Annotated in this window: 24 protein-coding genes and 4 tRNA genes; 18 read left to right on the forward strand and 10 right to left on the reverse strand. The window is 72.7% G+C overall.

Translation table 11 applies throughout. The annotated features are described in order from the left end of the window. A partial coding sequence (locus VFJ94_RS10805) for a hypothetical protein (protein WP_325004217.1) occupies positions 1-190 on the reverse strand: 190 nt, incomplete at its 3' end. A gap of 218 nt (positions 191-408) precedes the next feature. Between VFJ94_RS10805 and VFJ94_RS10810 the strand changes: the two genes are divergently transcribed. Beyond that, complete coding sequence (locus VFJ94_RS10810) at positions 409-2,175, forward strand: DEAD/DEAH box helicase (RefSeq protein WP_325004218.1); 1,767 nt, start codon at positions 409-411, stop codon at positions 2,173-2,175. A gap of 132 nt (positions 2,176-2,307) precedes the next feature. Here the strand turns inward: VFJ94_RS10810 and VFJ94_RS10815 are convergent, their stop codons facing one another. Both VFJ94_RS10815 and VFJ94_RS10820 read right to left on the reverse strand, forming a co-directional pair. Continuing rightward, the gene (locus tag VFJ94_RS10815; protein ID WP_325004219.1) at positions 2,308-3,615 is read right to left on the reverse strand and encodes an alpha-amylase family glycosyl hydrolase; all 1,308 of its coding nucleotides are present in this window, start codon (positions 3,613-3,615) and stop codon (positions 2,308-2,310) included. Positions 3,616-3,759: 144 nt separating this feature from the next. Further along, on the reverse strand, positions 3,760-4,233 hold the full coding sequence (locus VFJ94_RS10820) for an Lrp/AsnC family transcriptional regulator (protein ID WP_325004220.1): 474 nt from the start codon (positions 4,231-4,233) through the stop codon (positions 3,760-3,762). 108 nt (positions 4,234-4,341) lie between these two features. On the opposite strand from VFJ94_RS10820, the gene hppD reads away from it, so the two are divergent. Together hppD and VFJ94_RS10830 are read left to right on the forward strand one after the other, a co-directional pair. Beyond that, a complete protein-coding gene (gene hppD / locus VFJ94_RS10825) occupies positions 4,342-5,574 on the forward strand; it encodes a 4-hydroxyphenylpyruvate dioxygenase (RefSeq protein WP_325004221.1) in 1,233 nt (410 codons plus the stop codon). 441 nt (positions 5,575-6,015) lie between these two features. Beyond that, on the forward strand, positions 6,016-6,864 hold the full coding sequence (locus VFJ94_RS10830) for an RDD family protein (RefSeq protein WP_325004222.1): 849 nt from the start codon (positions 6,016-6,018) through the stop codon (positions 6,862-6,864). A gap of 17 nt (positions 6,865-6,881) precedes the next feature. Here VFJ94_RS10830 and VFJ94_RS10835 read toward each other — a convergent pair whose 3' ends face one another. The 3 genes from VFJ94_RS10835 to VFJ94_RS10845 are packed head-to-tail and all read right to left on the reverse strand — an operon-like array spanning position 6,882 to position 9,726. Next, on the reverse strand, positions 6,882-7,721 hold the full coding sequence (locus tag VFJ94_RS10835; RefSeq protein ID WP_325004223.1) for a hypothetical protein: 840 nt from the start codon (positions 7,719-7,721) through the stop codon (positions 6,882-6,884). Between the two features lie 16 nt (positions 7,722-7,737). After that, the gene (locus VFJ94_RS10840; RefSeq protein WP_325004224.1) at positions 7,738-8,343 is read right to left on the reverse strand and encodes an isochorismatase family protein; all 606 of its coding nucleotides are present in this window, start codon (positions 8,341-8,343) and stop codon (positions 7,738-7,740) included. Positions 8,344-8,346: 3 nt separating this feature from the next. Continuing rightward, positions 8,347-9,726 carry a nicotinate phosphoribosyltransferase gene (locus VFJ94_RS10845; RefSeq protein WP_325004225.1) on the reverse strand — a complete coding sequence of 460 codons (1,380 nt, stop codon included), beginning with the start codon at positions 9,724-9,726 and terminating at the stop codon, positions 8,347-8,349. 60 nt (positions 9,727-9,786) lie between these two features. Here VFJ94_RS10845 and clpS point away from each other — a divergent pair, with 60 nt between their 5' ends. From clpS to VFJ94_RS10890, 9 genes are all read left to right on the forward strand, one after another. After that, entirely contained in the window at positions 9,787-10,092 is a 306-nt protein-coding gene (clpS, locus tag VFJ94_RS10850; RefSeq protein WP_325004246.1) for an ATP-dependent Clp protease adapter ClpS, read from the forward strand. Beyond that, positions 10,092-10,724 (forward strand): DUF2017 domain-containing protein, encoded by a 633-nt coding sequence (locus VFJ94_RS10855; protein WP_325004226.1) that lies wholly within the window; start codon positions 10,092-10,094, stop codon positions 10,722-10,724. Before clpS ends, VFJ94_RS10855 begins: the two co-directional genes overlap by 1 nt. Positions 10,725-10,823: 99 nt before the next feature. Beyond that, positions 10,824-11,591: an MBL fold metallo-hydrolase gene (locus tag VFJ94_RS10860; protein ID WP_325004227.1), complete on the forward strand. Its 768-nt coding sequence runs from the start codon at positions 10,824-10,826 to the stop codon at positions 11,589-11,591. 123 nt (positions 11,592-11,714) lie between these two features. Then, positions 11,715-12,458 carry a ribonuclease PH gene (gene rph, locus VFJ94_RS10865; RefSeq protein WP_325004228.1) on the forward strand — a complete coding sequence of 248 codons (744 nt, stop codon included), beginning with the start codon at positions 11,715-11,717 and terminating at the stop codon, positions 12,456-12,458. Then, positions 12,455-13,081 (forward strand): RdgB/HAM1 family non-canonical purine NTP pyrophosphatase, encoded by a 627-nt coding sequence (gene rdgB / locus VFJ94_RS10870; RefSeq protein ID WP_325004229.1) that lies wholly within the window; start codon positions 12,455-12,457, stop codon positions 13,079-13,081. Before rph ends, rdgB begins: the two co-directional genes overlap by 4 nt. Next, the gene (locus VFJ94_RS10875) at positions 13,078-14,631 is read left to right on the forward strand and encodes a molybdopterin-dependent oxidoreductase (protein ID WP_325004230.1); all 1,554 of its coding nucleotides are present in this window, start codon (positions 13,078-13,080) and stop codon (positions 14,629-14,631) included. The genes rdgB and VFJ94_RS10875 overlap by 4 nt, the downstream gene beginning before the upstream one ends. A gap of 165 nt (positions 14,632-14,796) precedes the next feature. After that, positions 14,797-14,876: transfer RNA gene (locus VFJ94_RS10880), tRNA-Leu, on the forward strand. A gap of 39 nt (positions 14,877-14,915) precedes the next feature. Continuing rightward, the gene (bcp, locus tag VFJ94_RS10885; protein WP_325004231.1) at positions 14,916-15,389 is read left to right on the forward strand and encodes a thioredoxin-dependent thiol peroxidase; all 474 of its coding nucleotides are present in this window, start codon (positions 14,916-14,918) and stop codon (positions 15,387-15,389) included. Positions 15,390-15,453: 64 nt separating this feature from the next. Then, on the forward strand, positions 15,454-15,717 hold the full coding sequence (locus VFJ94_RS10890) for a DUF3618 domain-containing protein (protein ID WP_325004232.1): 264 nt from the start codon (positions 15,454-15,456) through the stop codon (positions 15,715-15,717). A 63-nt stretch (positions 15,718-15,780) separates the two neighbouring features. Here the strand turns inward: VFJ94_RS10890 and VFJ94_RS10895 are convergent. From VFJ94_RS10895 to VFJ94_RS10905, 3 genes are all read right to left on the reverse strand, one after another. After that, a tRNA-Lys gene (locus tag VFJ94_RS10895) sits at positions 15,781-15,853 on the reverse strand. 41 nt (positions 15,854-15,894) lie between these two features. Continuing rightward, positions 15,895-16,023, reverse strand: a complete 129-nt coding sequence (locus VFJ94_RS10900) for a hypothetical protein (protein ID WP_325004233.1) — start codon at positions 16,021-16,023, stop codon at positions 15,895-15,897. Positions 16,024-16,154: 131 nt separating this feature from the next. Further along, positions 16,155-17,051, reverse strand: a complete 897-nt coding sequence (locus VFJ94_RS10905) for a hypothetical protein (RefSeq protein ID WP_325004234.1) — start codon at positions 17,049-17,051, stop codon at positions 16,155-16,157. Positions 17,052-17,345: 294 nt separating this feature from the next. On the opposite strand from VFJ94_RS10905, the gene VFJ94_RS10910 reads away from it, so the two are divergent. Continuing rightward, positions 17,346-17,418 (forward strand) — tRNA-His (locus VFJ94_RS10910). A gap of 90 nt (positions 17,419-17,508) precedes the next feature. On the opposite strand, the gene orn is transcribed toward VFJ94_RS10910, so the two are convergent. After that, complete coding sequence (gene orn / locus VFJ94_RS10915) at positions 17,509-18,132, reverse strand: oligoribonuclease (protein WP_325004235.1); 624 nt, start codon at positions 18,130-18,132, stop codon at positions 17,509-17,511. 103 nt (positions 18,133-18,235) lie between these two features. Here orn and VFJ94_RS10920 point away from each other — a divergent pair, with 103 nt between their 5' ends. The 5 genes from VFJ94_RS10920 to VFJ94_RS10940 all read left to right on the forward strand — a co-directional run bounded on the left by VFJ94_RS10920 (position 18,236) and on the right by VFJ94_RS10940 (position 23,814). Beyond that, the gene (locus VFJ94_RS10920) at positions 18,236-19,405 is read left to right on the forward strand and encodes a PrsW family intramembrane metalloprotease (RefSeq protein ID WP_325004236.1); all 1,170 of its coding nucleotides are present in this window, start codon (positions 18,236-18,238) and stop codon (positions 19,403-19,405) included. A gap of 53 nt (positions 19,406-19,458) precedes the next feature. Next, positions 19,459-19,531 (forward strand) — tRNA-Arg (locus VFJ94_RS10925). Between the two features lie 88 nt (positions 19,532-19,619). Beyond that, positions 19,620-21,329 carry an ABC transporter gene (locus VFJ94_RS10930; protein WP_325004237.1) on the forward strand — a complete coding sequence of 570 codons (1,710 nt, stop codon included), beginning with the start codon at positions 19,620-19,622 and terminating at the stop codon, positions 21,327-21,329. Next, positions 21,326-22,996, forward strand: a complete 1,671-nt coding sequence (locus VFJ94_RS10935; RefSeq protein WP_325004238.1) for a GTPase — start codon at positions 21,326-21,328, stop codon at positions 22,994-22,996. The genes VFJ94_RS10930 and VFJ94_RS10935 overlap by 4 nt, the downstream gene beginning before the upstream one ends. Before the next feature lie 179 nt (positions 22,997-23,175). Further along, complete coding sequence (locus tag VFJ94_RS10940; protein WP_325004239.1) at positions 23,176-23,814, forward strand: single-stranded DNA-binding protein; 639 nt, start codon at positions 23,176-23,178, stop codon at positions 23,812-23,814. Positions 23,815-23,984 lie beyond the last annotated feature (170 nt).

The raw sequence follows: 23,984 nt of genomic DNA on the forward strand, positions 1-23,984 counted from the left end.
CCACGCGGTCCCCGACCCGCACGTCCACCCGGGTCGCGTTCGGCCGCGGCCCCACCAACGCCGGCGACAGGGCCACCGCCTGCGCCGGCGCAGACACCGCCACGCTCAGGCCCGCGGCGACGACAGCAGCCGAACACAGCGCCGCCACCCGCCTGCGCACCGATGACCTGAACAAGGGTCGACGTGCCACGACCGACTCCTCAGGTCTGCGGGCGGACCCCTGACGAGCCGCCTCACCCCGAACAATCACACCACCGCGACCGGAAAGGGCTGTTTTGACCAAACATTTACCTTTTGCGCACGAGACAACGAGCCCTCACGCGGGGCAGCGGAGACGCGGAACTGTCCGTTGCTCGATGCGGGCACCTGACCGGTGCGCCTCGTCGCAGCGGCTACGGTAGGGAGCCTATGAGTTCCGGTGCCGCGTTCCCCCTGCCTCCTGCGTTCCCGGAGCGGGCGGCGTGGGGCACCGCTTCAAAGTTGCGCGCCTGGCAGCAGGCGGCGCTCACGGCATACCTGGAGCAGCAGCCGCGCGACTTCCTCGCCGTGGCCACCCCGGGAGCCGGCAAGACGACCTACGCCCTGCGCGTGGCGACCGAGCTGCTCTCGGCCGGTGTCGTGCAGCGGGTCACCGTCGTGGCGCCCACCGAGCACCTCAAGACCCAGTGGGCCGATGCGGCCGGGCGGGTCGGGATCAGCCTCGACCCGAGCTTCAGCAACAGCGTCGGGCGGCACAGCGAGGACTACCACGGCGTCGCGGTCACCTACGCGCAGGTCGCCGCGCGGCCGGCGCTGCACCGGGAGCTGACCCTGGCGCGGCGCACCCTCGTGATCCTCGACGAGATCCACCACGGCGGCGACAGCAAGTCGTGGGGCGACGGCATACGGGAGGCCTTCGAGGGCGCCGCCCGGCGCCTGTCGCTGACGGGCACGCCGTTCCGGTCGGACACCTCGCCCATCCCGTTCGTGCGCTACGAGCTCGACGCCGAGGGCACGCTCGTCAGCTCGAGCGACTACACCTACGGCTACGCGGAGGCGCTGCGCGACGGGGTCGTGCGGCCGGTCCTCTTCCTCGCCTACGGCGGCAGCATGCGGTGGCGCACCAAGGCGGGCGACGAGCTCGAGGCGCGGCTCGGTGAGCCGATGACCAAGGACGCGGTCGCCTCGGCCTGGCGGACCGCCCTCGACCCCAAGGGGGAGTGGGTTCCCGCGGTCCTCGCCGCCGCCGACCGTCGCCTCAGCGAGGTGCGCCGCCACGTCGAGGACGCCGCCGGCCTTGTCATCGCCTCCAACCAGACCCAGGCGCGCGCGTACGCCGCGATCCTCACCTCCGTCACGGGGGATCGGCCCACCGTCGTGCTCTCCGACGACGCCGGCGCCTCGAAGCGCATCGAGGAGTTCGCCGAAGGCACGTCGCGGTGGATGGTCGCCGTGCGGATGGTCTCCGAGGGCGTCGACGTGCCACGCCTCTGCGTCGGCGTCTATGCCACCTCGACGTCGACGCCGCTCTTCTTCGCCCAGGCGGTGGGCCGCTTCGTCCGGGCCAGGCGGCGCGGGGAGACCGCCTCGGTGTTCCTGCCCTCGGTGCCGGTGATCCTCGACCACGCGGCACGGCTGGAGGAGCAACGCGACCACGCCCTCGACCGCAAGCCCAACCCCGACGACGTGGCACAGGTGTGGGCCGAGGAGCAGTCGCTCATCGACGCGGCCAACCGCGAGGCTCCGGCCGTGGGGCTCGACGACGGGCGCTTCGAGGCGCTGGGCTCCGACGCCCACTTCGACCACGTGCTCTTCGACGCCCAGCAGTTCGGCATGCACGCCCAGGTGGGCTCGGCGGACGAGGAGGAGTACCTCGGGCTGCCCGGCCTCCTGGAGCCGGACCAGGTCGCGAGCCTGCTGCGCGAACGGCAGACCAAGCAGGTGCGCAAGGCACCGAAGCCGACCGCCGAGGTGACCGCGGTGGGCGCGGTGGCGACGCACCGGGCGCTCGCAGCCCAGCGCAAGGAGCTCAACCGGCTCGTCGCGGCATACGCCCGGCAGAAGGGCGTCCCGCACGCCACCGTGCACGTGGACCTGCGCCGGACGTGCGGCGGACCGGATCTCGCCGCGGCCTCCTCGGAGCAGGTCGGCGCCCGGATCGACACGATCCGCCTCTGGCTCGTCGGCCGCCGCTGAGTTCCAGACAACTGCTGAGTCCCCGACAACTGCGGGCCCAGGTGTCGTCATAGCGATACCCAGCCCCGCAGTTGTCTGGGAGGGCAGGTGTCGTGATAGCGATACCCAGCCCCGCAGTTGTCTGGGAGGGGGTCAGCGGGTGAGGACCCGGTAGCCCCATGGCGGCAGGGTCAGCGACTCCTCCTCCGACAGCGACACCGCCTCGCCCGAGAAGGCGTCACGGTAGTCGCCGGCGTGCGGGCCGTCCGTCAGCCTGACCGTCTGCCCCTGTGGCGAGAAGTTGAAGGCGGCGAAGACCTTGTCGCCCTCCTGCTCCCGCACGAAGCTGAGCACCGCCTTCTCGTCGGAGTTCGGCACGCGCACCATCCGGCCGCCCCACGCGCCGTTCCACAGCGCCCGGTGCGCCTTCTTCAGCGCGAAGAGCCGCCGGTAGAGCTCGCCCTGCTCGTGCTCGCGCCACTCGATCTCGTCCTTGTCGAAGAAGACGAGCCGCCGGTCGAGGCCGGCCTCCTGCCCGTTGTAGATCAGCGGCAGCCCCTCGCCGACGACGGACAGCACGATGGCGGCATCGAGCGCGTCTCCGAACTGCTCGTACTCCGTGCCCTCCCACGCGTTCTTGTCGTGGTTGCTGACGAACATCATCCGGAACGCGTCGCGCTGCCACGACCGGTCGTTCCACGCGTAGTAGACCTTCAGGGCCTCCACGTCGGCCTCGCCCTGCGCGATGCGGTGCATCGTCTCGTTCCAGCTCCACGCGTACGTCATGTCGAAGGCCCGCGTGTGCAGGTCGCGGGCCTCCCACTCCGCGAGGAGGAAGACCGGCTTGATCGCGTCGAGCTCACGCCGCGCGTTCTCCCAGAAGTCGACCGGCACGAATCCCGCCACGTCGCAGCGGTATCCGTCGACGTCCGCCTCGCGCACCCAGTACTTCATCGCCTCGGTCATGTACTCCCGCAGCTCCGGGTGCGAGTAGTCGAGGTCGATGATGTCGTCCCAGTCCCACCACGGCGTCGGCCGGAAGTCGCCCTTCCAGTCCCGGGCGTACCACTCCGGGTGCTCGGTGACGAGGACGTTGTCCCACGCGGTGTGGTTGGCAACCCAGTCGAGGATGACGTGCAGCCCATGCTCGTGCGCCGCCGCCACGAAGTGCCGCAGGTCCTCGAGGTCGCCGAACTCCGGGTTGACCGCGAAGTAGTCCTTCACGGCGTACTGGCTCCCGAGCACCCCCTTGCGGTTCTGCTCGCCGATGGGGTTGACGGGCATGAGCCAGAGGATGTCGACGCCGAGGTCGCGCAGCCGGGGCAGGTGCGCCTCCGCGGCGCGGAACGTGCCCTCCGGCGTGAAGTGCCGCTGGTTGATCTGGTAGATCGTCGCGTGCTTGCTCCACTCGGGGTGGGTGAGCTCGACGTCGGGGCGGGGCAGGTAGGGGTTGGCGTCCACGGCGGGTGCTCCTCGGGTCGACGGCTGGGACCGGGCCGCAGAGAGGCGCGGTCGGTCACCTCGGCGGCGTGCCCACTGTGTCGTGTTACCCCCGCAACGGCAGCGGTATGCCGGTGGCGACGAGACGGCCAGCGGGTATGCCGGTCATGCCGTGACGAGGGGGAGCGTGCGGTGCTCGATGCGGGTGACGAGGGAGATCGCGGTCGCGGCCCGGATGACGTGCGAGTCGTCGACGACCTCGTCGATGACTCGCTGCAGGTCGGCGTTGTCCCGGGCCACGACCCGGATGAGCAGGTCGCCCGAGCCGGTGATGGTGTGTGCCTCGAGGACCTCGGGGATCGCCGAGAGGTGCTCGACGACGGGGCCGTGGCCGCGGCCCTGGCGGATCTCGAGGGTGCAGAAGGCCGTCACCGGGTAGCCGAGCGCGGCGGGGTCGAGCTGCGGCGCGAAAGACCGGATGACGCCCCGGGCGACGAGCCGGTCGAGGCGGGCCTGCAGGGTGCCGCGGGCGACGCCCAGCCGACGGGACGCGCCGAGGACGCCGACTCCGGGCTGCTCCAGGAACAGCCGCAGGATGCGCCGGTCCAGCTCGTCCACGCCACCAGCCGTCGTCGTCATGGGCACAGTGTCCAGAGTTCGGCGGCATACGGTCAACACTTTGTGCACGGTGTGCACCCTGGAGCAGGACGGTTGACCACCGTGTCGCGGTGGCGCAGAGTCGCGGACATGACCGACACCATGCCGCAGCCGGCCCTCACCCTCACCGCCCAGGAGCGCGAGGCCCACCTCGACCTCGAGCAGCTGAGGCAGCTCGTCGGGCTCGTCGACTACGACGAGCAGGCCGACGTCTTCCCCGTCACCGGCTGGGACGCCGTCGTCTTCGTCGTCGGCAACGCCACCCAGGCGGCGCACTACTACCAGAGCGCGTGGGGCATGGAGCTCGTCGCCTACTCGGGCCCGGAGCAGGGCAACCGTGACTCCAAGGCGTTCGTGCTGAGGAGCGGGGGGGTTCGCTTCGTCGTCACCGGAGCCGTCTCGCCGGACAGCCCCCTCGTCGAGCACCACCGCAGGCACGGCGACGGCGTCGTCGACATCGCGCTCGAGGTGCCCGACGTCGACCGGTGCATCGCCCAGGCCCGGCGGGCCGGCGCCACGGTGCTCGAGGAGCCGCACGAGCTCAGCGACGAGCACGGCACCGTGCGGGTCGCCGCGATCGCCACCTACGGCGAGACCCGCCACAGCCTCGTCCAGCGCACCGTCGACGGCCGGACGTATGCCGGTCCCTACCTGCCCGGCTACGTGGCCGCCGCATCGACCTTCGTCAGGCGACCCGGCGCGCCGACGCGCCTCTTCCAGGCCCTCGACCACGTCGTCGGCAACGTCGAGCTCGGCAAGATGGACGAGTGGGTTCGCTTCTACAACAAGGTGATGGGCTTCGTGAACCTGGCGGAGTTCATCGGCGACGACATCGCGACCGACTACTCGGCCCTCATGAGCAAGGTCGTCGCCAACGGCAACCACCGGGTCAAGTTCCCGCTCAACGAGCCGGCCATCGCCCGGAAGAAGAGCCAGATCGACGAGTACCTCGAGTTCTACCGAGGCCCGGGGGCCCAGCACCTCGCCCTCGCGACGAACGACATCCTCGCGACCGTCGACGCCCTGCGCGCCGAGGGCGTGGAGTTCCTCGACACCCCGGACTCCTACTACGACGACCCGCAGCTACGGGCCCGGATCGGGCAGGTGCGGGTCCCCATCGAGGAGCTCAAGAGCCGCAGGATCCTCGTGGACCGCGACGAGGATGGCTACCTGCTCCAGATCTTCACCAAGCCGCTCGGGGACCGGCCCACCGTCTTCTTCGAGGTGATCGAGCGGCACGGCTCGCTGGGCTTCGGCAAGGGCAACTTCAAGGCGCTCTTCGAGTCGATCGAGCGGGAGCAAGCCAAGCGGGGCAACCTCTGACCCCGCCTGCGCCGTCGCCGCCGGACGCCGCCTGTGCCGTCCCCGATGGGCCGCCGTCTCCGATGGGCCCCGTCCGTCGTCCGTGGAGTGGCCTCCTAGGACGTCGTCGGGGCCTCCTAGGACGTCGTCGGGGCCGGCGCAGGCATGAGGCCCAACTGGGTGAGCATCGAGAACATGCCTTGGTCGGACCAGTGCTCGGCGGCGCCCTTCCCCGATCTGGCTTCCTGCCAAGGGGTTCCGATAGGTGTGAAAAGCCTACGCGCACCCCGAGATCCCTGTATAGACAGGCGATCTCGCTCGAAGGGGACGTCCCGGGTCGTCAGTTCCCGCAGGGGGCCTCCCTTCCACCGCCGGATCGGCGTCCGCACGTCCTCGCTCCGACCTGCCAGGTGCACATGCACCGGGCCGGAGGCACGGGCGCGCCCGTGGCAGAGTGGGAGCATGAGCCAGCAGCCCTCCGGGTGGTACGACGACCCGAGCAACCCCGAGAACCTCCGCTACTGGGACGGCGTGACGTGGACCAACCACACCGCGCCGAAGAAGTCGCCGACGCTGTCGCAGTCGACGATCGGCCTGCCGCAGCAGCCTCCGGGCGCCACCGGCCCGGAGGCGCCGTATGCCGGTGACGACCGGCCGGTGCCGTCTGCGCCGTCGGGAGGCTGGCAGGGCCAGAACCCGTCCCAGCACCAGCAGTACTCCCAGTACCCCCAGTATCCGCAGGCGCCGCAGAGCGCGAGCTGGATGCAGGCCGGGGCCACGACGGCCGACGGCGTGCCGCTCGCCTCGTGGGGTCGCCGGTTCGGCGCCTGGATCCTCGACGGCATCCTCATCTCGGTGGTCGCGGGGCTCCTGACGCAGCTGCTCGTGCCGGGCTACCGCCGGATGATCGAGGAGGTCATGACGGCCTTCGAGCGCCAGAACCCGACGATGATGCAGGACGCCGTGGCCTCGGCCGCCGGGCCGGTCTTCCTCGCCGGACTCGTGACCTACCTGACCGCCTCCGTCTACGCCATCGCGTGCTGGACGACGACGGGCCAGACGGTCGGCAAGCTCGCGACGAAGATCAGCGTCCGCCGCGCGGACCGGCCCGGCCCGCTCGACCTCCCCACGGCCGTGCGCCGGCGCCTGCTGCCGGCCCTCCAGCTGATCCCCTTCTTCTCGAGCATCTACGGCCTCATCGCGCTCCTCGACGGGCTGTGGCCGCTCTGGGACGTCAAGCGGCAGGCCCTGCACGACAAGATCGCCGGGACCCAGGTGGTGCAGGGCAAGCAGCCGCGACGCCAGGCCTGACCGCCGCCGCAGCGGCGTCAGTCGAGCAGCCCGAGGGCGGCCAGCTCGCGGAGCGGGTCGAGGACACCGCAGCAGCCGTATGCCGTGAAGCTGGCCCGGATGCGCCGGGCCTGCTCAGGCGCGAGGCCGGTCACCCGGTCGACGAGCAGCTCGGCGCTGGTCTGACGCAGCACGCCGGCGACCTCACGGGACGCTGCGCCCTCGATGGCCTCGTGCGTCGCGAGGAGCACGTTGAGCAGGCCGTGCTGCGGTGTGGCCTGGTCGTCGTCGCGCGTCGCGTGGTGCAGGCCGCCGGTGAGCTTGAACGGCCGGCCGCGCCGCACGGCCCCGACGACGAACTCGGCGAGCGTCGCCTCGTCGGGCCGGGGCCATGTGGGCGTAGCCCCCGTGCGGAACTTCGCCCTGACCCGGCCCGGGCCCGCGTGCGCGAGGTCGTCGAGAGCGCGGCGCTGGTCGGCTCCGGTGCCCACCTCCAGGACGAGCGGCACGCCGAGGTCGAGGGCCGCTCGCCAGCCGGGGTGCCAGCCGAGCTCCGCGGACACGACCTCGACGCCGGGCCGGCCGTCGAGCGCCCCGAACGCGGCGGCGACCGGCTCGAGGGGAGTGCCCGGACGCGCCACGATCGCCACGCGCATGGGCGCGCCCGCCGTGCGCTCGTCTCGAGCGGCGAGCCCCGCGAGCTCCGCCGCCGCGGTGTGCGGCACGAGCAGCGTGCCGACGCATGCGGCATACGGGCCGTCGCGGTTGTCGAGGTGCTCTCGCACCGCGCGGTCCAGAGGGGCGAGCCCCGGCGGGAAGACGGCGGCGTCGTCGACGAGCCCCGTGAAGAGGCCTGCGGCGTGGCCGTGGATGGGCATCGGTTCGACGGGGCGGTCAGTGGTGCGCCACGGCGCCCTCGAGGCGCACGCCCGCCTCGGTCAGGTCGAGCAGCGCCTGCTCGGTCGTCTCCCGGGACACGCCGGCGGTGAGGTCGAGCAGCACGGTCGTGTCGAACCCCTCGCGCGCCGCGTCCAGCGCCGTCGCCCGCACGCAGTGGTCGGTCGCGATCCCGACGACGTCGACCCGGCTCACGCCACGCCCGTGGAGCCAGGCCGCGAGGGTCGAGTGCCCCTCGTCGTCGCCCCGGCCTTCGAATCCGCTGTAGGCGGCGGCGTGCTCGCCCTTGCGGAAGACCACCTCGATGTCGTCCACGGCCCGGGCCAGGTGCAGGTGGAAGTCGGCACCGTCGCTGTCGGCCACGCAGTGCACCGGCCAGCTGCGCACGTAGTCCGGGTCGCTGGAGAAGTGCTCGCCGGGGTCGACGTGCCAGTCCTGCGTGGCGACGACGTGGTCGTAGTCGGCGACGTGCGCGGTGACGTGGGCGCTGATCGCCCGGGCGACCTCGGCGCCTCCCGCGACGGCGAGCGACCCGCCCTCGCAGAAGTCGTTCTGCACGTCGACGATGATGAGGGCGCGACGGTCCTTGGGCTGCATGCTCATGACTCAAGCCTCCACGAAGACGGTTGGGATGACTGGCTCCCCACGAGAGAGCTGGGTCGCTGCGCGGGGCAGCTCGGCACGAGACGCGGCGTGACGGGCACGGGCCCTCGCGATGTCCTGGTGGTCGACGACCTCGCCGCGCCGCACGAGCTCCACCATGAGCGGGCGGTCGTTGCCGTCGCTCGTCGGCGGCTCCCCGATGCCGACGATCTCGGCCTGCGCTATTCCGGCGTCCGAGAGCCGGCGCATGGCCCACTTGCGCCCGCCCATGGTCTTCTTGTCCTTGCTCTCCTTGGCCACGTCCTCCATCTCGCCGGAGGAGCCCTCGCGCTGGACGAGCTTGTAGACCATCGAGGCGGTGGGCGCGCCGGACCCGGTGACGAGGGCCGTGCCGACGCCGTAGCCGCTCACGGGACCGGCGGCGAGGGCGGCGATAGCGTGCTCGTCGAGGTCGGAGGTGACGATGATGCGGGTGTCCCGGTTGCCCGCCGCGTCGAGCTGGGCGCGCACCTCCTGCGCCTGGATGAGCAGGTCGCCCGAGTCGAGCCGGACGGCGCCCAGCTGCGGGCCGGCGATCTCGAGCGCGAGGTCCACGGCCGCGCGCACGTCGAACGTGTCGACCAGCAGCGTCGTGCCCTTGCCCAAGGAGTTGACCTGCGCCGTGAAGGCCTCCCGCTCCGAGTCGTAGAGCAGCGTGAAGGCGTGCGCGGCCGTCCCTGTCGTCGGCACGCCGTAGCGTCGCCCGGCCTCGAGGTTGCTCGTGGCGGCGAAGCCGGCGATGTAGGCCGCCCGCGCCGCGGCCACGGCCGACTCCTCGTGGGTGCGCCGCGAGCCCATCTCGATGCACGGTCGCTCGCCGGCGGCGCACGTCATGCGCGACGCGGCGGACACGATCGCCGTGTCGTGGTTGAGGATCGACAGGATGAGGGTCTCGAGCAGGACGCCCTCGGCGAAGCTCGACTCGACGAGCAGCACGGGGGACTGGGGGAAGTAGACCTCGCCCTCGGCATAGCCGGTGATGTCGCCGGTGAAGCGGTAGTCGGCGAGGTAGTCGAGCGTCGTCTGGTTGACGACCTCGCGCTCGGCGAGGAAGGCGAGCTCGTCCTCCCCGAAGCGGAAGCTCTCGAGCGCCTCGAGGAGGCGGCCCGTGCCGCCCACCACCCCGTAGCGGCGGCCATCGGGGAGCCGTCGGCTGAACGCCTCGAAGACGCAGCGCCGGTCGGCCTCCCCACTGGCGAGGGCGGCCTGCAGCATCGTCAGCTCGTAGTGGTCGGTCAGCAGCGCCGTGCTCGGGCTGCGGGGCCCGGGATCGGACGCTGGATCGGACGCCGGACGGGGCGCAGGAGGCGGCGCCGGACGGGGCGCCGGAGGGGTTGCGGTCACGATGACCAGCGTAGGGCGACCGGTGGTGGCGGGTGGGGGCCGCACTAGGGTGGACGGGTGATGCCCGCCCCCCTGCTGTCGCTGGCCCCGGTGGAGGAGGAGGTGACCGCCCCGCAGGATGTCGCCGCACCGGACGTGCCGTGGGTCACCATCGTGTGGAACGACCCGGTCAACCTCATGTCCTACGTGACGTGGGTCTTCGAGTCCTACTTCGGCTACCCGCGGACCAAGGCGGAGCGGCTCATGCTGGACGTGCACGAGAAGGGCCGGGCCGTCGTGTCCAACGGTCCCCGGGAGTCGATGGAGCGCGACGTCGAGGCGCTGCAGGGATACGGCCTCTGGGCGACCTTCGAGAAGGACACGTGATGGGCCGCGCCTTCGTGCGGGAGGGAGACCGCTTCGTGGCGGTGCTCGACGACACCGAGCGGGCCATGCTCGCCGGGCTCATGGAGCAGACGAGGCGTCTGCTCGCGCCCGAGCGCGAGGCGACGGGCGACGCCTTCGACGACCTCGTGGCCTCGATGGGCGTCTCGCTCGCCGCCGAGGACCAGGCGCCGGAGGAGGAGCGGGCCGCCGCCGAGGAGCGCGACCCTGCCCTCGACCGGCTGCTGCCCTCGGCACACCGCGGCGACGAGCAGGTGGCGGACGAGTTCCGCCGTCTCACGGAGGAGGGGCTGCGCCAACGCAAGAGCGGCAACCTCGACCTCGCGCTGGGGCGGCTGGCGGCGGCATACGGCGACCGGGTCGTGCTCGGGGAGGCGGAGGTCGCCGCCTTCCTCATGGCCCTCACCGACGTGCGCCTGCTGCTCGGCGAGCGGATGGGGATGCGGACCGAGGAGGACGCCGCGGCGCTGCACGAGGCGATGGCCACGGTGTCCGACGACGACCCCCTCGGCTACGCCATGGCGTGGTACGACTTCCTGACCTGGCTCCAGGAGACCCTGACGTATGCCGTCATGGGTGAGGACCCGGACGCGGGGGGCGACCCCGGCACGTGACCCCCGCGGCGTGCCTCGGGGACGTGACGCCGGAGACGTGACACGGGCGACGTCGGTCGAACGCCCCCACCGTCGGCGGCGGCACCTACCCTCGGTCTCGTGGATGTGACGATCGTGGGGTGCTCCGGCTCGTTCGCCGGGCCCGAGTCGCCGGCGTCGAGCTATCTCGTCCGGGCCGAGCACGAGGGGCGCACATGGAGCATCGTGCTCGATCTCGGCAGCGGGGCGCTGGGCCCGCTGCAGCGGCACATCGCGCCCCCTGCCGTCGACGCGGTGCTGCTCAGCCACCTGCACGTCGACCACTGCATCGACGTCTGTGGGCTCTACGTCATGCTCAAGTACCTCCCCGGCGGGTCGGGCAGGGGTCCGCTGCCGATGCACGGCCCTCCGGCGACCGCGGCGCACCTCGCCCGGGCCTATGGTGACGTCGCGCCCGAGGAGCTCGCGGCGGTCTTCCGCTTCGGCGTGCTCGCCGACCGGCGTCCGCTCCACGTGGGCCCGTTCACCATCACGCCCGTGCGGGTGAGCCACCCCGTGGAGACCTACGGCTTCCGCGTCGAGGCACACGGGCGGGTGCTCGCCTACACCGGCGACACCGACTCGTGCGACTCGCTGACCGCGCTGCTGACGGGTGCTCACCTCGCACTGGCCGACTGCGCCTTCGTCGACGGCCGGGACGAGGCGCGCGGCATCCACCTGAGCGGCAGCCGGGCCGCGACCGCGGCCCTGGCGGCCGGCGGGGTGGATCGCCTCATGCTGACGCACCTCCCGGCGTGGAACGACCCGCAGGTCTGCCGCGCCCAGGCCGAGACCGTGTGGCCGGGAACCGTGGAGCTGGCCGAGCCGGGGCGCACCTACTCGGTCTAGCCCCGGTCGAGTGGCCACTTTGGTGCGCCCTCCCGCAGGTCGAGTGGCCACTTTGGTGCGCACGAGCCCGCGCGAAAGTGGCCACTCGACAAGGGGAGGGAGGGCCTTGGTTAGCCTTCCCCCATGAGCTTCGAGCGCCACGACGGTCGTGCCCCCGACGAGACCCGGCAGGTGCGTCTCACGCGCAACTGGCTCGACCACGCCGAGGGCAGCGTCCTCGTTGAGTTCGGCCGCACCCGGGTGCTGTGCGCCGCCTCCTTCACCGCGGGGGTGCCCCGCTGGCTCAAGGGCAAGGGCACGGGATGGGTCACGGCCGAGTACGCCATGCTTCCTCGCGCGACGAACACCCGCTCCGACCGCGAGAGTGTGAAGGGCCGCATCGGCGGCCGGACCCATGAGATCTCCCGCCTCATCGGCCGTAGCCTGCGCGCCGTCATCGACACCAAGGCCCTCGGCGAGAACACCATCGTCCTCGACTGCGACGTGTTGCAGGCCGACGGCGGCACCCGCACGGCCGCCATCACCGGGGCCTACGTCGCGCTCGTCGACGCCATCGAGGACGCGCGCACCAAGGGCCTGCTCGCCCCGAAGGCGCAGCCGCTCACGGGGTCGGTGGCCGCCGTGTCCGTCGGCGTCGTCGGGGGGCGCGCCGTGCTCGACCTCGACTACCCCGAGGACTCCACGGCCGGGACCGACATGAACGTCGTCATGACGGGCGACGGGCGGTTCATCGAGGTGCAGGGCACCGCCGAGGGGCAGCCCTTCGACCGCGCGCTCCTCGACGAGCTGCTCGAGCTCGCCGCAAAGGGCTGCGCGGACCTCACGCGCCACCAGCGCGAGGCGCTCGCCCAGGAGGAGGTGGCGTGACCGCCGCGCCGACGCACCGCAGGGTCGTCCTCGCCACCCGGAACGCCCACAAGGTCGCGGAGCTGCGGGTCATCCTCGCCGACGTGTGTGACGCGCTCCAGCTGGAGATCGTCGGGCTCGACGACTACCCCGACGCGCCGGACGTCGTCGAGGACGGGGTGACCTTCGAGGAGAACGCGCTGCTCAAGGCGGTGTCGGCCGCCGAGTTCACCGGGCTCCCGGCCCTCGCCGACGACTCGGGCATCAGCGTCGACGTGCTCGGGGGCGCGCCGGGCATCTTCAGCGCCCGGTGGTCTGGCGGCAGGGGGGACCGCGCCAACCTCGAGCTCCTCCTGGCCCAGCTCGCCGAGGTGCGGGACGAGCACCGCGCCGCGGCCTTCGTCTGCGCTGCCGCCCTCGCCCTGCCCGACGGCACGCGGGAGGTCGAGCTCGGCCGGCTTCCGGGCACGGTGGCCCGCGAGCCGCGCGGGGCGGGCGGGTTCGGCTACGACCCCGTCTTCCGGCCGGACGGCTCCCAGCGGACCCTCGCGGAGTATGCCGCAGAGGAGAAGAATGGGATGTCCCACCGGGCGCTCGCCTTCCGGGCGCTCGCCCCGCGCATCGAGGAGCACCTGAGACCGTGAGCCACGCCGTCGACACCGCGGCGCCCGTCCGGCGACGGTCGCAGTGGCCCGCGGCCGTCGACGGACTCGTGGCCGGCGTGCTGACCGTCGGCCTCGCGACCCTGCTGGGGGCCGTGCTCGACCGGCTGGGTCTCGCCGGTGGGCAGCCGGCGCCCGTCGCGGCGGTCGGCGGCGCGTTCATCGACCGGACACCGCCCTGGCTCAAGGACCTGGCCATCGCCGCGTTCGGTACCAACGACAAGCGGGCCCTGCTCGTCGGCACGGTGGTCCTGCTCGCCGTCGTCTGTGCCGGAGTCGGCCTGCTGGCCGGGCGGCGACTGCGCCCCGCCCTGGTCGCGTATGCCGTCGTCGGCGCGGTCGGCATGCTCGCGGTCCTGTCCCGTCCCGGCGCCGCGCCGGTCGACGTGGTGCCTACCCTGGTCGGCACCGTGGTCGGCCTGTGGTTCCTGCAGCGGTCCCACCAGCGGGCCGGCCGCTCCACGGCATCGGCTGACGCTGGCCCGAGCAGACGCTGGGTGCTCGGTGGGGCGGTCGGCGGCACGGCGGCATACGTCGGCACTCTCCTCGGCGGCACGTCGGCGGCGGCGGTCGCCTCCCGGGCCGCGGCACCCGCCCCCGCCGTCGCCACGCCGCTCACGATCCCGGTGGGCGCCGACCTCAAGGTGCCGGGGGCGACGCCGTACGTGGTCCCCAACGACGCCTTCTATCGCATCGACACGGCGCTCGTCGTGCCGCGGCTCGACGCCCGGGAGTGGCGGCTCAGGGTCACCGGGCTGGTCGAGCGGGAGGTGGAGATTGACTGGGCGACCCTGCAGCGCGAGCCGATGCGCGAGGCCCTCGTGACCCTGACGTGCGTCTCCAACGAGGTCGGCGGCGACCTCGCCGGCAACGCGGTGTGGACGGGGTGGCCGGTGCGCGAGCTGCTCGCCATGGCGCGTCCGCTGGCCGGCGCGGACATGGTGCTGCAGACGAGCTCCGACGGGTGGACGTGCGGAACGCCCCTCGACGTCCTCACCGACGACCGCAATGCGCTGCTTGCCGTGCGGATGAACGGCGAGCCGCTGCCCTTCGAGCACGGCTTCCCCGTGCGCCTCGTCGTCCCCGGGCTCTACGGCTACGTGTCCGCGACGAAGTGGGTGACCGGGCTGAAGGTGACGACGTTCGCCAAGGACGTCGGCTACTGGACGCCGCGTGGCTGGTCGGCCCGTGGGCCGATCAAGACCGCCTCACGGATCGACGTGCCGCGGGCGGGGGCCACCGTCCCTGCGGGCCGCGTCGCCGTGGCCGGGGTGGCTTGGGCCCAGCACCGCGGCATCTCGGCGGTCGAGGTGTCCGTCGACGAGGGCCCGTGGCAGCCGGCGCGGCTGGCCGTGGACGCCTCCAGCGACGCGTGGCGCCAGTGGGTCTACGAGTGGGACGCGCCGCACGGCAGCCACCTGCTTCGCGTGCGGGCCACGGACGGGACCGGGCGACAGCAGATCACCGCCGAGGCGCCGCCCGCCCCGGACGGCGCCACCGGCCTGCACACGGTGCCCGTGACGGTCGAGTGAGCCGGCCTGCACACGGTGGCAGTGACGGTCCAGTGACGGTCCAGTGACGGGCCGCGGACCCGGCGGTGGGCTTGACGATCGATCGGGGAGGTTCTCCGGCGTCTGGTGCCGGAACAGCTACCTCGATCGTCCGCGCCTCGACCACGCAACTACAGTGGGGGCCGCGCGGACGTGGTGGAACTGGTAGACACGCAGGATTTAGGTTCCTGTGCCCCGGCGTGCGGGTTCGAGTCCCGCCGTCCGCACGACACCAGACCCAGTCGACCAGAGCCAAGGAGCAGCCCGTGACCGCACGCCTCGAACCGGGGACCCCGGCCCCCGACTTCAGCCTGACCGACGACACGGGCCAGACGGTGTCCCTGTCGGACTTCCGGGGCCGCAAGGTCGTCGTCTACTTCTACCCGGCCGCGATGACCCCCGGGTGCACGACCCAGGCCTGTGACTTCTCCGAGTCGCTCGAGTCGCTGCGCGGCGACGGCTACGAGGTGGTCGGCATCTCCAAGGACACCCCGGCGAAGCTAGCGAAGTTCCGCGACCGCGACGACCTGACGATCCGGCTCCTGTCCGACGAGGACCTCTCGGTGCACACGGCATACGGCGCCTTCGGTGAGAAGAAGCTCTACGGCAAGGCCGTGCAGGGCGTCATCCGCTCGACCTTCGTCATCGACGAGGACGGTGTCCTCACGCACGCCATGTACAACGTCAAGGCGACCGGCCACGTCGCCAAGCTGCGACGCGACCTCGGCATCGCCGGCTGACCGCTGCGCCGACCACTGGTGGGCCGACCGACTACAGTCGGGCCAGACCTCGAAAGGAACTGACATGACGCAGACGACGTCCACCGCGGCGGTCGAACAGGACATCCGCGCAGCCCGGGCGCGACTCGAGAGCACCGTCAACGAACTCGCCTACCGGGCGCAGCCGGCGGTCATCGTGGAGCGCCAGAAGCAGCGGCTCAAGGCGCGGCTCGACGCGGCGATCCGCACGCCGGACGGCGACGTGCGGGTCGAGCGGGTGGGTGGAGCAGTCGTCGCCGCGGTGGCGCTGGTCGCCGTCGTGGTCCTCGTCCGCCGCCGACGCCGCTGACCCGCCCGGCCACCGACAAGCGAAGAGGCCTCCCGCTCGGCGGGAGGCCTCTTGGTGCGCCAGTGCGCCGCCAGGGACTCGAACCCCGAACCCAGTGATTAAGAGTCACTTGCTCTGCCAATTGAGCTAGCGGCGCGACGAGGGGAAACGTTAGCAGCAGGCCCGGTCGGCACAAAATCAGGCAATGGCCCGGTCCCGGCGCTCGCGACGGCGCCATCTGACGAGCGCCGGCACCCCATCCAGCACGAAGAGCAAAAGCACGAGCACGAAGGCGACGAGGCCACCGATGCGCTCACGATCCGTCACCTGCGTCGCACCTCCCCACGAGGTGCGCGTGACCGTCAACGGGCCGCCCACCGGCCCCACGGCCGTCGGCGGTGGCGACTGGGCCTTCGTCGAAGTGGCCGCCCCGGCATACTCCGGGTGGCGGCCGCGGCCTACCTCTGGGCGATGATCGGGCAGTTGACGATGAAGTTGCTCGGCCGCCACGGTCCGCTGGGGAAGCCCAGGATCTGGCCCTGGTCAGCGAGGTCCGCGATCCTGGCGACCTCCGTCTGACGTGTCGGACGCACGCCCGGCGCCCACCTGCTGAGATGGACGTCCCACAGAGGGCTGTACCGGCCCTGGTTCGGCGTCCACGCCAGCACGTTGAGCGGGTCACCCTCGCCGAGCAGGGCCGAGTTGAGGCCCTGTCGCTGCGGGTTGGCCGCCCCCGTGGGGCCGTTCGTGAACGCGGCGAGGGTCGCCCGCGCCGAGTCTGTCCCGTCTTCGCCGGGTGCCGGGGCGGCATTGAGAGCCGGGGCGAAGGTCACGTCCTCGATGGCGGCGGCACCGGCGTCGGAGGCCTCGGTCGACATGTACACCACGGGGTTGCCCCGGGCGAAGCCGTCTGTGAGCGTGTATCGCACCGTCCGGTGGTTGGCGGCGATCGCGACCACCTTGTCGGCCGCGCCGGTGCCGTTGGCGAGCTGGGGCGCGTTGAGGACCGCCCCGTCGGGCAGTTCGACGAGCGGGCTGTAGCCCGGCTCACCCACCGCGCCGGGAGCCGCGGCCGAGGGCGGGAAGCCGGTGGGGCCCGGCGCGAGGACGTGGGTGGGCGAGAAGTCCACGGTGTGGGGGAAGACGATGGTGCCGTCCCGCTCGACCGACACCCGCTGGACCGCCGCCGTGCCCTTGGCGTTGGCCAGCTTCTGCGAGACCGAGCTGCCCCACGCCGACGCGTGGTTCGAGTCGGACGCCTCGGTGACGACGAACCACACGTCGGTTCCGCCGGAACGGCCGTGGTGCAGCGGGAGAGTGACCGTGTGATCGGCGTTCACGACCGCGGTGGGCACGAAGACCCTGCCTTCGTCAGCACGGGCCGACACCAGCGGCCCCGACCCTGCCGTCGCGCAGATCGCCAGAGCCGTTGCCAGAGCGCGAGGAGCGAGGCTGTGAGCTCGCATGTGGACCAACCCTCTCGACGTGGGGGGCGGCGCGAAGCCGCGCCTCTCCCATTGCACTCGCCACGCCGTATGCCGTCATCCCCCATGTTGGGGGGGGCGTGGTCACGAGCACCCTTTGACAGCAGGTACGATTGGCGACGCTGATTCGCCGGGCGCCCGCAGGGCTCGCCCGGCACAGTCACGGTGGGTGTAGCTCAGCTGGTAGAGCACCTGGTTGTGGTCCAGGTGGTCGCGGGTTCGAGTCCCGTCACTCACCCGGGTCCCTGCATGTCAGGGAGCGTCGTGGCCGGTGCCCCCGCCGAGGGTGCCGGCCACGAGGCTGTGGGCCCCGACGGCCGGCGAGGACTCAGAACTCCAGGACGTGCGCCTGGGCCAGGCTCTTGGCCGTCGCGCTGTCCGGGCCGGGCTGGGGGACGAAGACCGCCTCGCGGTAGTAGCGCAGCTCCGCGATCGACTCGCGGATGTCGGCCAGCGCGCGGTGGCCGCCCGCCTTCTTCGGCGCGTTGTAGTAGACGCGGGGATACCACCGCCGCGACAGCTCCTTGATCGAGGAGACGTCGATGACGCGGTAGTGCAGGTATGCCTCGAGCTCGCCCATGTCCCGCGCGAGGAAGGCTCGGTCCGTGCCGACGGAGTTGCCGCCCAGGGGCGCCTTGCGCGGCTCCGGCACGAAGGTGCGCACGTAGTCGAGGACCTGGCGCTGGGCCTCCTCCAGGGTCACACCGGCGGGAAGCTCCTCGAGCAGCCCGGAGGTCGTGTGCATCGTGCGCACGAAGTCGTCCATCTGCTCGAGGGCCTCGGTGGGCGGGGCGATCACCACCTCCAGGCCGTCACCGAGCTGGTTGAGCTCGAAGTCGGTCACGAGCGCGGCGATCTCGATGAGCGCGTCCCGCTGCAGCGACAGCCCCGTCATCTCGCAGTCGATCCAGATGATGCGGTCCGTCGTGGACCGGGAGGTCGTCTCGCTCACCGGACCACCATAGGCGTTGGCGGGCGGTGGCTCGGCCGAGCGGCGGCCGTCGCCGCAGTCTGCCCCGCGGCCGCTGTCGGAGCGCTGGACTACCCTGCCTGTCATGACCTCAGGGGACGTCCGCACGAGAGATCCCGGGCAGGAGTGGAACCCGGTGCCCAACCCCACGCGCCGGCCGATGCTGCGCGGGGTCCTGACCGTCGGCGTCGTCTCCTCGCTCTTCCTCGTGTGCCTCCTGCTGCTCCTCGGCATCCTCGAGCAGGGCCTCACCGGCCAGACGATCGTGCTCAGTGCCCTCATGGCGGTCATCCCCCTGCTCGTCATCGTGCCCACCTACCTGTGGCTCGACCGCTACGAGGCAGAGCCGCCCGGCTACCTGCTGTTCGCCTTCCTGTGGGGGGCCCTCGTCGCGGTCGTCGTGGCGTTCTTCCTCAACACGGCCGGCTTGCGGATGCTCGCGTTGGCGCAGTGGACGGACCCGATGTCGACCGGCGCGGTCTACCTCGCCCCCGTGACCGAGGAGACGTTCAAGGGTCTCGGCGTGCTGCTGATCTACCTCTGGCGTCGCCGCGAGTTCGACGGCATCGTCGACGGCGTCGTCTACGCCGGGCTCATCGGCGCAGGCTTCGCCTTCAGCGAGAACGTCGTCTACCTCGGGAGCGCCTTCACGGCATACGGCAACGAGGGCCTCACCGCGACGTTCGTGCTCCGCGGCATCCTCGGACCCTTCGCGCACCCTCTGTTCACCTCGTGCATCGGGATCGGGATCGGGATCGCGGTGTCGGCCCGCCGGCCCGGCGTCCGGGTCCTCGCCGTGGCCGCCGGCTGGGTCGTCGCCATGGTGCTCCACGGCGGCTGGAACCTCACCGCGCTGGCCGGAGTCGACGGCTTCCTCCAGGCCTACGTCAGCTACCAGGTGCCGCTCTTCCTCGCCTTCCTCGCGTTCCTGGTGTGGTTGCGACGGCGTGAGGGCCGGCTCATCGGGCAGCACCTCTCGCCGTATGCCGACGCCGGCTGGCTCACCCACAGCGAGGTGGCGATGCTCAGCCACCTGCGCGCTCGTCGGGCTGCGCGTGCCTGGGCCCGCGCCTACGGCGGGCCGGCGGCCAAGCGGTCCATGAGCGCGTTCCAGGACAGCGCGAGCGACCTGGCCCTGCTGCGGGCGCGGCTCGTCCACGGCACTGCCGAGCGGGAGGCCGTGGAGCGGGAGAACGTGCTCCTCGCGGCCATCACGGCGCACCGGCGCAACTTCCTCGGCTCGCCCGTCACCTGAGGGAGGCCGCATCCCCGACATCTATGCTGGGGACCGCGCCCCGGCGGCGCGCGGCCCCTGTAGCTCAGTGGATAGAGCAAGAGCCTTCTAATCTCTTGGTCGCAGGTTCGAGTCCTGCCGGGGGCGCGGTGGCATGCCGGGGACCGGCGACGGCTCGCCGGTCCCCGGGGCCGCCCGGTTTGAGCGCGCCACTTTCACGGGTAAGGATGGCTGCGTGCCGGGACACGCAGCAGACCACAGCGCGCGGCTGCTCGCCGCCGTGAGGCAGCTGCGGCACGCCCTGGGGGCCGCGGTCCTGCCGCTCGAGGTGCCCGGCGTCGACGTCGCCCGGGCCACGAGGGCCAAGCTCGTCGACCAGCTCGACGACTACGTCGTCCCACGGCTGGAGTCTCTTGACGCGCCGCTGCTCGCCGTCGTCGGAGGCTCGACCGGCGCCGGGAAGTCGACGCTCGTCAACTCCCTCATCGGACGTGAGGTGACCAAGCCCGGCGTGCTGCGCCCGACGACCCGCTCACCGGTGCTCATCTGCCATCCCGGCGACACCGGCTGGTTCTCCGGCCCGCGAGTGCTGCCGGGGCTGTCCCGCGTCACCGGCGAGGCCGGGGACGTCAGCAGCCCGGGGACGGTGCGCCTCGTCTCCACCGAGGCGGTCAACCCGGGTCTCGCGCTGCTCGACGCCCCGGACATCGACAGCGTGGTGGCCGCCAACCGGGACCTGGCCGCCCAGCTCCTCGCCGCGGCGGACCTGTGGATCTTCGTGACGACGGCTGCGCGCTATGCCGACGCCGTGCCCTGGGACCTGCTGCGCGAGGCCTCGGAGCGGGGGACCTCCGTCGCCGTCGTCCTCGACCGTGTGCCGGGCGAGGCCCTCGACGAGATCCGTGCCGACCTCGCGGGGATGCTGCGCGACCAGGGCCTGGCGGACGCGCCCATCTTCTCGGTGGTCGAGTCCCGGCTGGAGGACGGGCTGCTGCCCGCGGACCAGACCGAGCGGCTGCGCAGCTGGCTGCGCACGCTGGCCGGAGACGCCGCGGCCCGCTCGGCGGTCGTCCGCCAGACCCTGCACGGTGCCCTGGAGTCCATCGACGCGCGCGCGGCCGTCCTCGCCTCGGCCTCCGCCCAGCAGGAGTCGGCCGCCGAGACGCTGCTCGAAGCGGCGCACGCGGCATACGATGACGCTCTGGTCGAGGTCCGGGCGGGCGTGCAGGACGGCACCCTCCTGCGCGGCGAGGTCCTCGCCCGCTGGCAGGAGTTCGTCGGCACGGGGGAGTTCTTCCGGCAGGTCGAGTCGACGGTGTCGCGGCTGCGCGACCGGGTCACCTCCTTCCTCCGGGGCGAGCCGGCCCCCTCCGAGCACCTCGGTGAGGCCCTCCAGACGGGGGTGCAGGCGCTGCTGTCCAACCGGGCCGAGCTCGCCGCGTCGGGCACCGCGCGGGCGTGGCGGTCGTTGCCCGGCGGCGCGCAGCTCCTCTCGCGCGACCCCACCCTCGCCCGGTCGAGCGGAGACGTCGGGGGCCGGATCGAGCGGCTCGTGCGGGACTGGCAGGGCGACATCCTGGAGATGGTGCGCGACGAGGGCAGGGACCGCAGGACGACCGCGCGCATCATGGCCTACGGCGTCAACGGCCTCGGCGTCGTGCTCATGCTCGTGACCTTCGCGAGCACTGCGGGCATCACGGGGGCCGAGGTCGGCATCGCGGGGGGCACGGCGGTCCTCGGCCAGAAGCTGCTCGAGGCCGTCTTCGGGGACCAGGCGGTCCGTGAGCTGGCCCGCAAGGCCCGCGAACGCCTGCTCGACCTCGTCGCGGACGTGTATGCCGCCGAACGCGCCCGCTTCGACGCGGCCGTGGCGTCCGCACAGGTGCCGGCCGGGCAGGGCGCGGCCATCGCGGCGGCGGCCGCTGCGGTCAAGGCCGCTCGATGAGTCCCGTGCGCCTGGGCCGGGCGAAGGCGCCGGTGGTGTCGTCCGAGGAGCTGCACGACCGGACGTCCGCGCTCGCCGAGGCCCTTGCCGCCGGGGGCGACGAGCTCGATCCGGCCGCGGTGGCGGCCGCGCGCCGCGTCGTCGACAAGGCACGTGAGCGGCTGACGATCGCCGGGGACCACACCGTGGTCGCGCTCGCGGGCGCCACCGGTAGCGGGAAGTCGTCGCTCTTCAACGCCCTGGTGGGCGAGCAGGTCGCCACGATCGGGGCCCGGCGGCCCACGACGTCGAAGGCGACGGCCGCGGTCTGGGGGGGCAACGACGCCGGGCCCCTGCTCGACTGGCTGCAGGTGGACGCCCGCCATCTCGTCGGGCCGGTCCCGGAGGAGGCCGCCGAGGACTCCGTCGACGGGCTCGTGCTCCTCGACCTGCCGGACTTCGACTCCCGGGTCACCGCGCACCGCCAGGAGGCGGAGCGGATCCTCGAGCTCGTCGACGTCTTCGTCTGGGTGACCGATCCGCAGAAGTATGCCGATGCCCGCCTGCACGACGAGTTCGTGCGCGCGTTGTCGGTGCACGAGGCGGTGACCCTCGCGGTGCTCAACCAGGCGGACCGCCTGACACCCGAGGGCGCGGAGGCGTGCGCCGCCGACCTCGCCAGGCTGCTCGCCGTCGACGGCGTCTCCCATGCGGACGTGCTCACCACGTCGGTCCGCACCGGCGCGGGGGTGCCCGCGCTCGAGCAGCGTCTGGCCAGCGCGGTCGCCGGGCATGCCGCGTCCCGCACGCGTCTCGCCGCCGACGTCGTGACCATCGCCCGGCGCCTGCGGGGGGACGTTGCCGACCGGGAGGCGCGACCGGACGCGCTGCCGCGACGGGACCTCGACGCGGCCCTCAGCCGGGCGGCCGGCGTGCCGATCGTCCTCGACGCGGTGGCCCGGGACTACCGTCGGGAGGCGGCTGCCTCCACCGGCTGGCTCTTCACCCGCTGGACCCGACGCTTCGGAGCCGACCCGCTCCGCCGCCTCCGCCTGGAGCGGGGGAGCCGCCGGGCCGCTTTGCCTCTCGAGCTGTCCGGCGCCGACGTGCGCGCCGTCCTCGGCCGGTCCTCGATCCCGGCCCCCAGCGCGGCCATCGCGTCGGCGGTCGACGTGGCCACGCGCGGCTTCCTGCGCGACGCCTCGGCCGACCTGCCGCTGCGGTGGTCCCAGGCCGTCGAGTCGGCTGCGGCGGCTGGCGGGGATTTGTCCGACGCGCTGGACCAGGCCGTGGTGGCCACTCCGCTCCGGGCTCGCCGGCCCGCCTGGTGGCTGGTCGCCAACCTCATGCAGTGGGTGCTCGGGCTCGCCGCCGTGGCGGGGCTGGTGTGGCTCGGGGTGCTCTATGCCGTCGGGCTGCTCGCCCTGCCTCGCCCCGATACCCCCACGCTGGGCATCGTCCCGGTGCCGACGCTCCTGCTGGGCGGCGGGGTGCTGCTCGGGCTGGTCCTCTCGGCCCTCGCCCGCTGGTGGGCGCGCCTGGGCTCGCGGCGGAGGCGGCGGGTCATCGGCAAACGCCTCGAACGATCGATCAGTCAGGTGACCGACACGCACATCGTCGCGCCCGTGGCACACGTGCTGGGTCGGCACCGCACCACGCGGGAGCGCCTCGACGCGGCCGCCCGCTGAGGCACGGCCTCGGGCGGCGCAGGCCGTCGCGGCCGCGTTGTCCCCAGGCGGAGGCCTCGGTGGCGGCTCGTCCACAGCCCGAGGATTCCGCCTGCCGGCCGCCCCGGAGGTGCCGGACGCTGGTGGCGGGACGGTGCCGTGCCGTTCCCGCGCAGTCAGCGAAGGAAGCAGGTGCAGAGATGTACGAGAACTACGTGACGGTGGTCGGCAACGCCGTGGCCGACCCGATGGAACGCAAGACGAGGAGCGGCGGGGCCTTCACGACGTTCCGGATCGCGTCCACACCACGACACCGCCTGCCCGACGGGCGGTACGTCGACGGCTCGACCAGCTTCTACGGGGTCTGCGTCTTCGGCGTCCTCGCCGCCAACGTCGCCAAGTCGCTCGAGAAGGGCCAGCCGGTCATCGTGCACGGCCGCCTGCGGGTCAACGAGTGGCGCGACGGCAAGGACGGCATCCGCGTCGGCGTCGAGATCGACGCCAGCCACGTCGGACACGACCTCTCCCGGGGCCAGGCCACCTTCCGTCGCCTGAGCCGCGCCGAGGCGTTGGGGGAGGAGCCCCTCGCGGACCCGGAGGTGCAGGCGGCCCTGCGGTCCATCGCCCGCTTCGACGCGGACGCCGAAGGCTCGCCCGAGCGGCCGCCCAACGTCGACGAAAACGGCGAGGTGCACGACACCGCCCCGGCCCTCGAGTCCGCGCCAGTGCTTCAGTCCGCGCCGGTGCTCGAGTCCGCGCCGGTGCTCGAGTCCGCGCCGGTGCCGTACGGCGACCCGGAGACCGACCCGTATGAGGTGGTCGAGGCCGCCGCCGGGTGAGGCGCCCCCCGGGTGAGGCGCCCCCCCGGGGGTGGCCCCGCCGGTTGGCCGGGTCGGCTCGGCTCTCCGGGTCGCTCGGCTCTCCGGGTCGGCTTGGTTGGCCGGGTCGGCTCGGCTCTTCGGGTCGGCTCGGCTGTCCGGGTCGGACCGGCGGTGACCATGGGCGGATT

The sequence above is a fragment of the Intrasporangium sp. genome, assembly GCF_035688975.1.
In the GTDB taxonomy this organism is placed as follows: Bacteria; Actinomycetota; Actinomycetes; order Actinomycetales; family Dermatophilaceae; genus CALMNV01.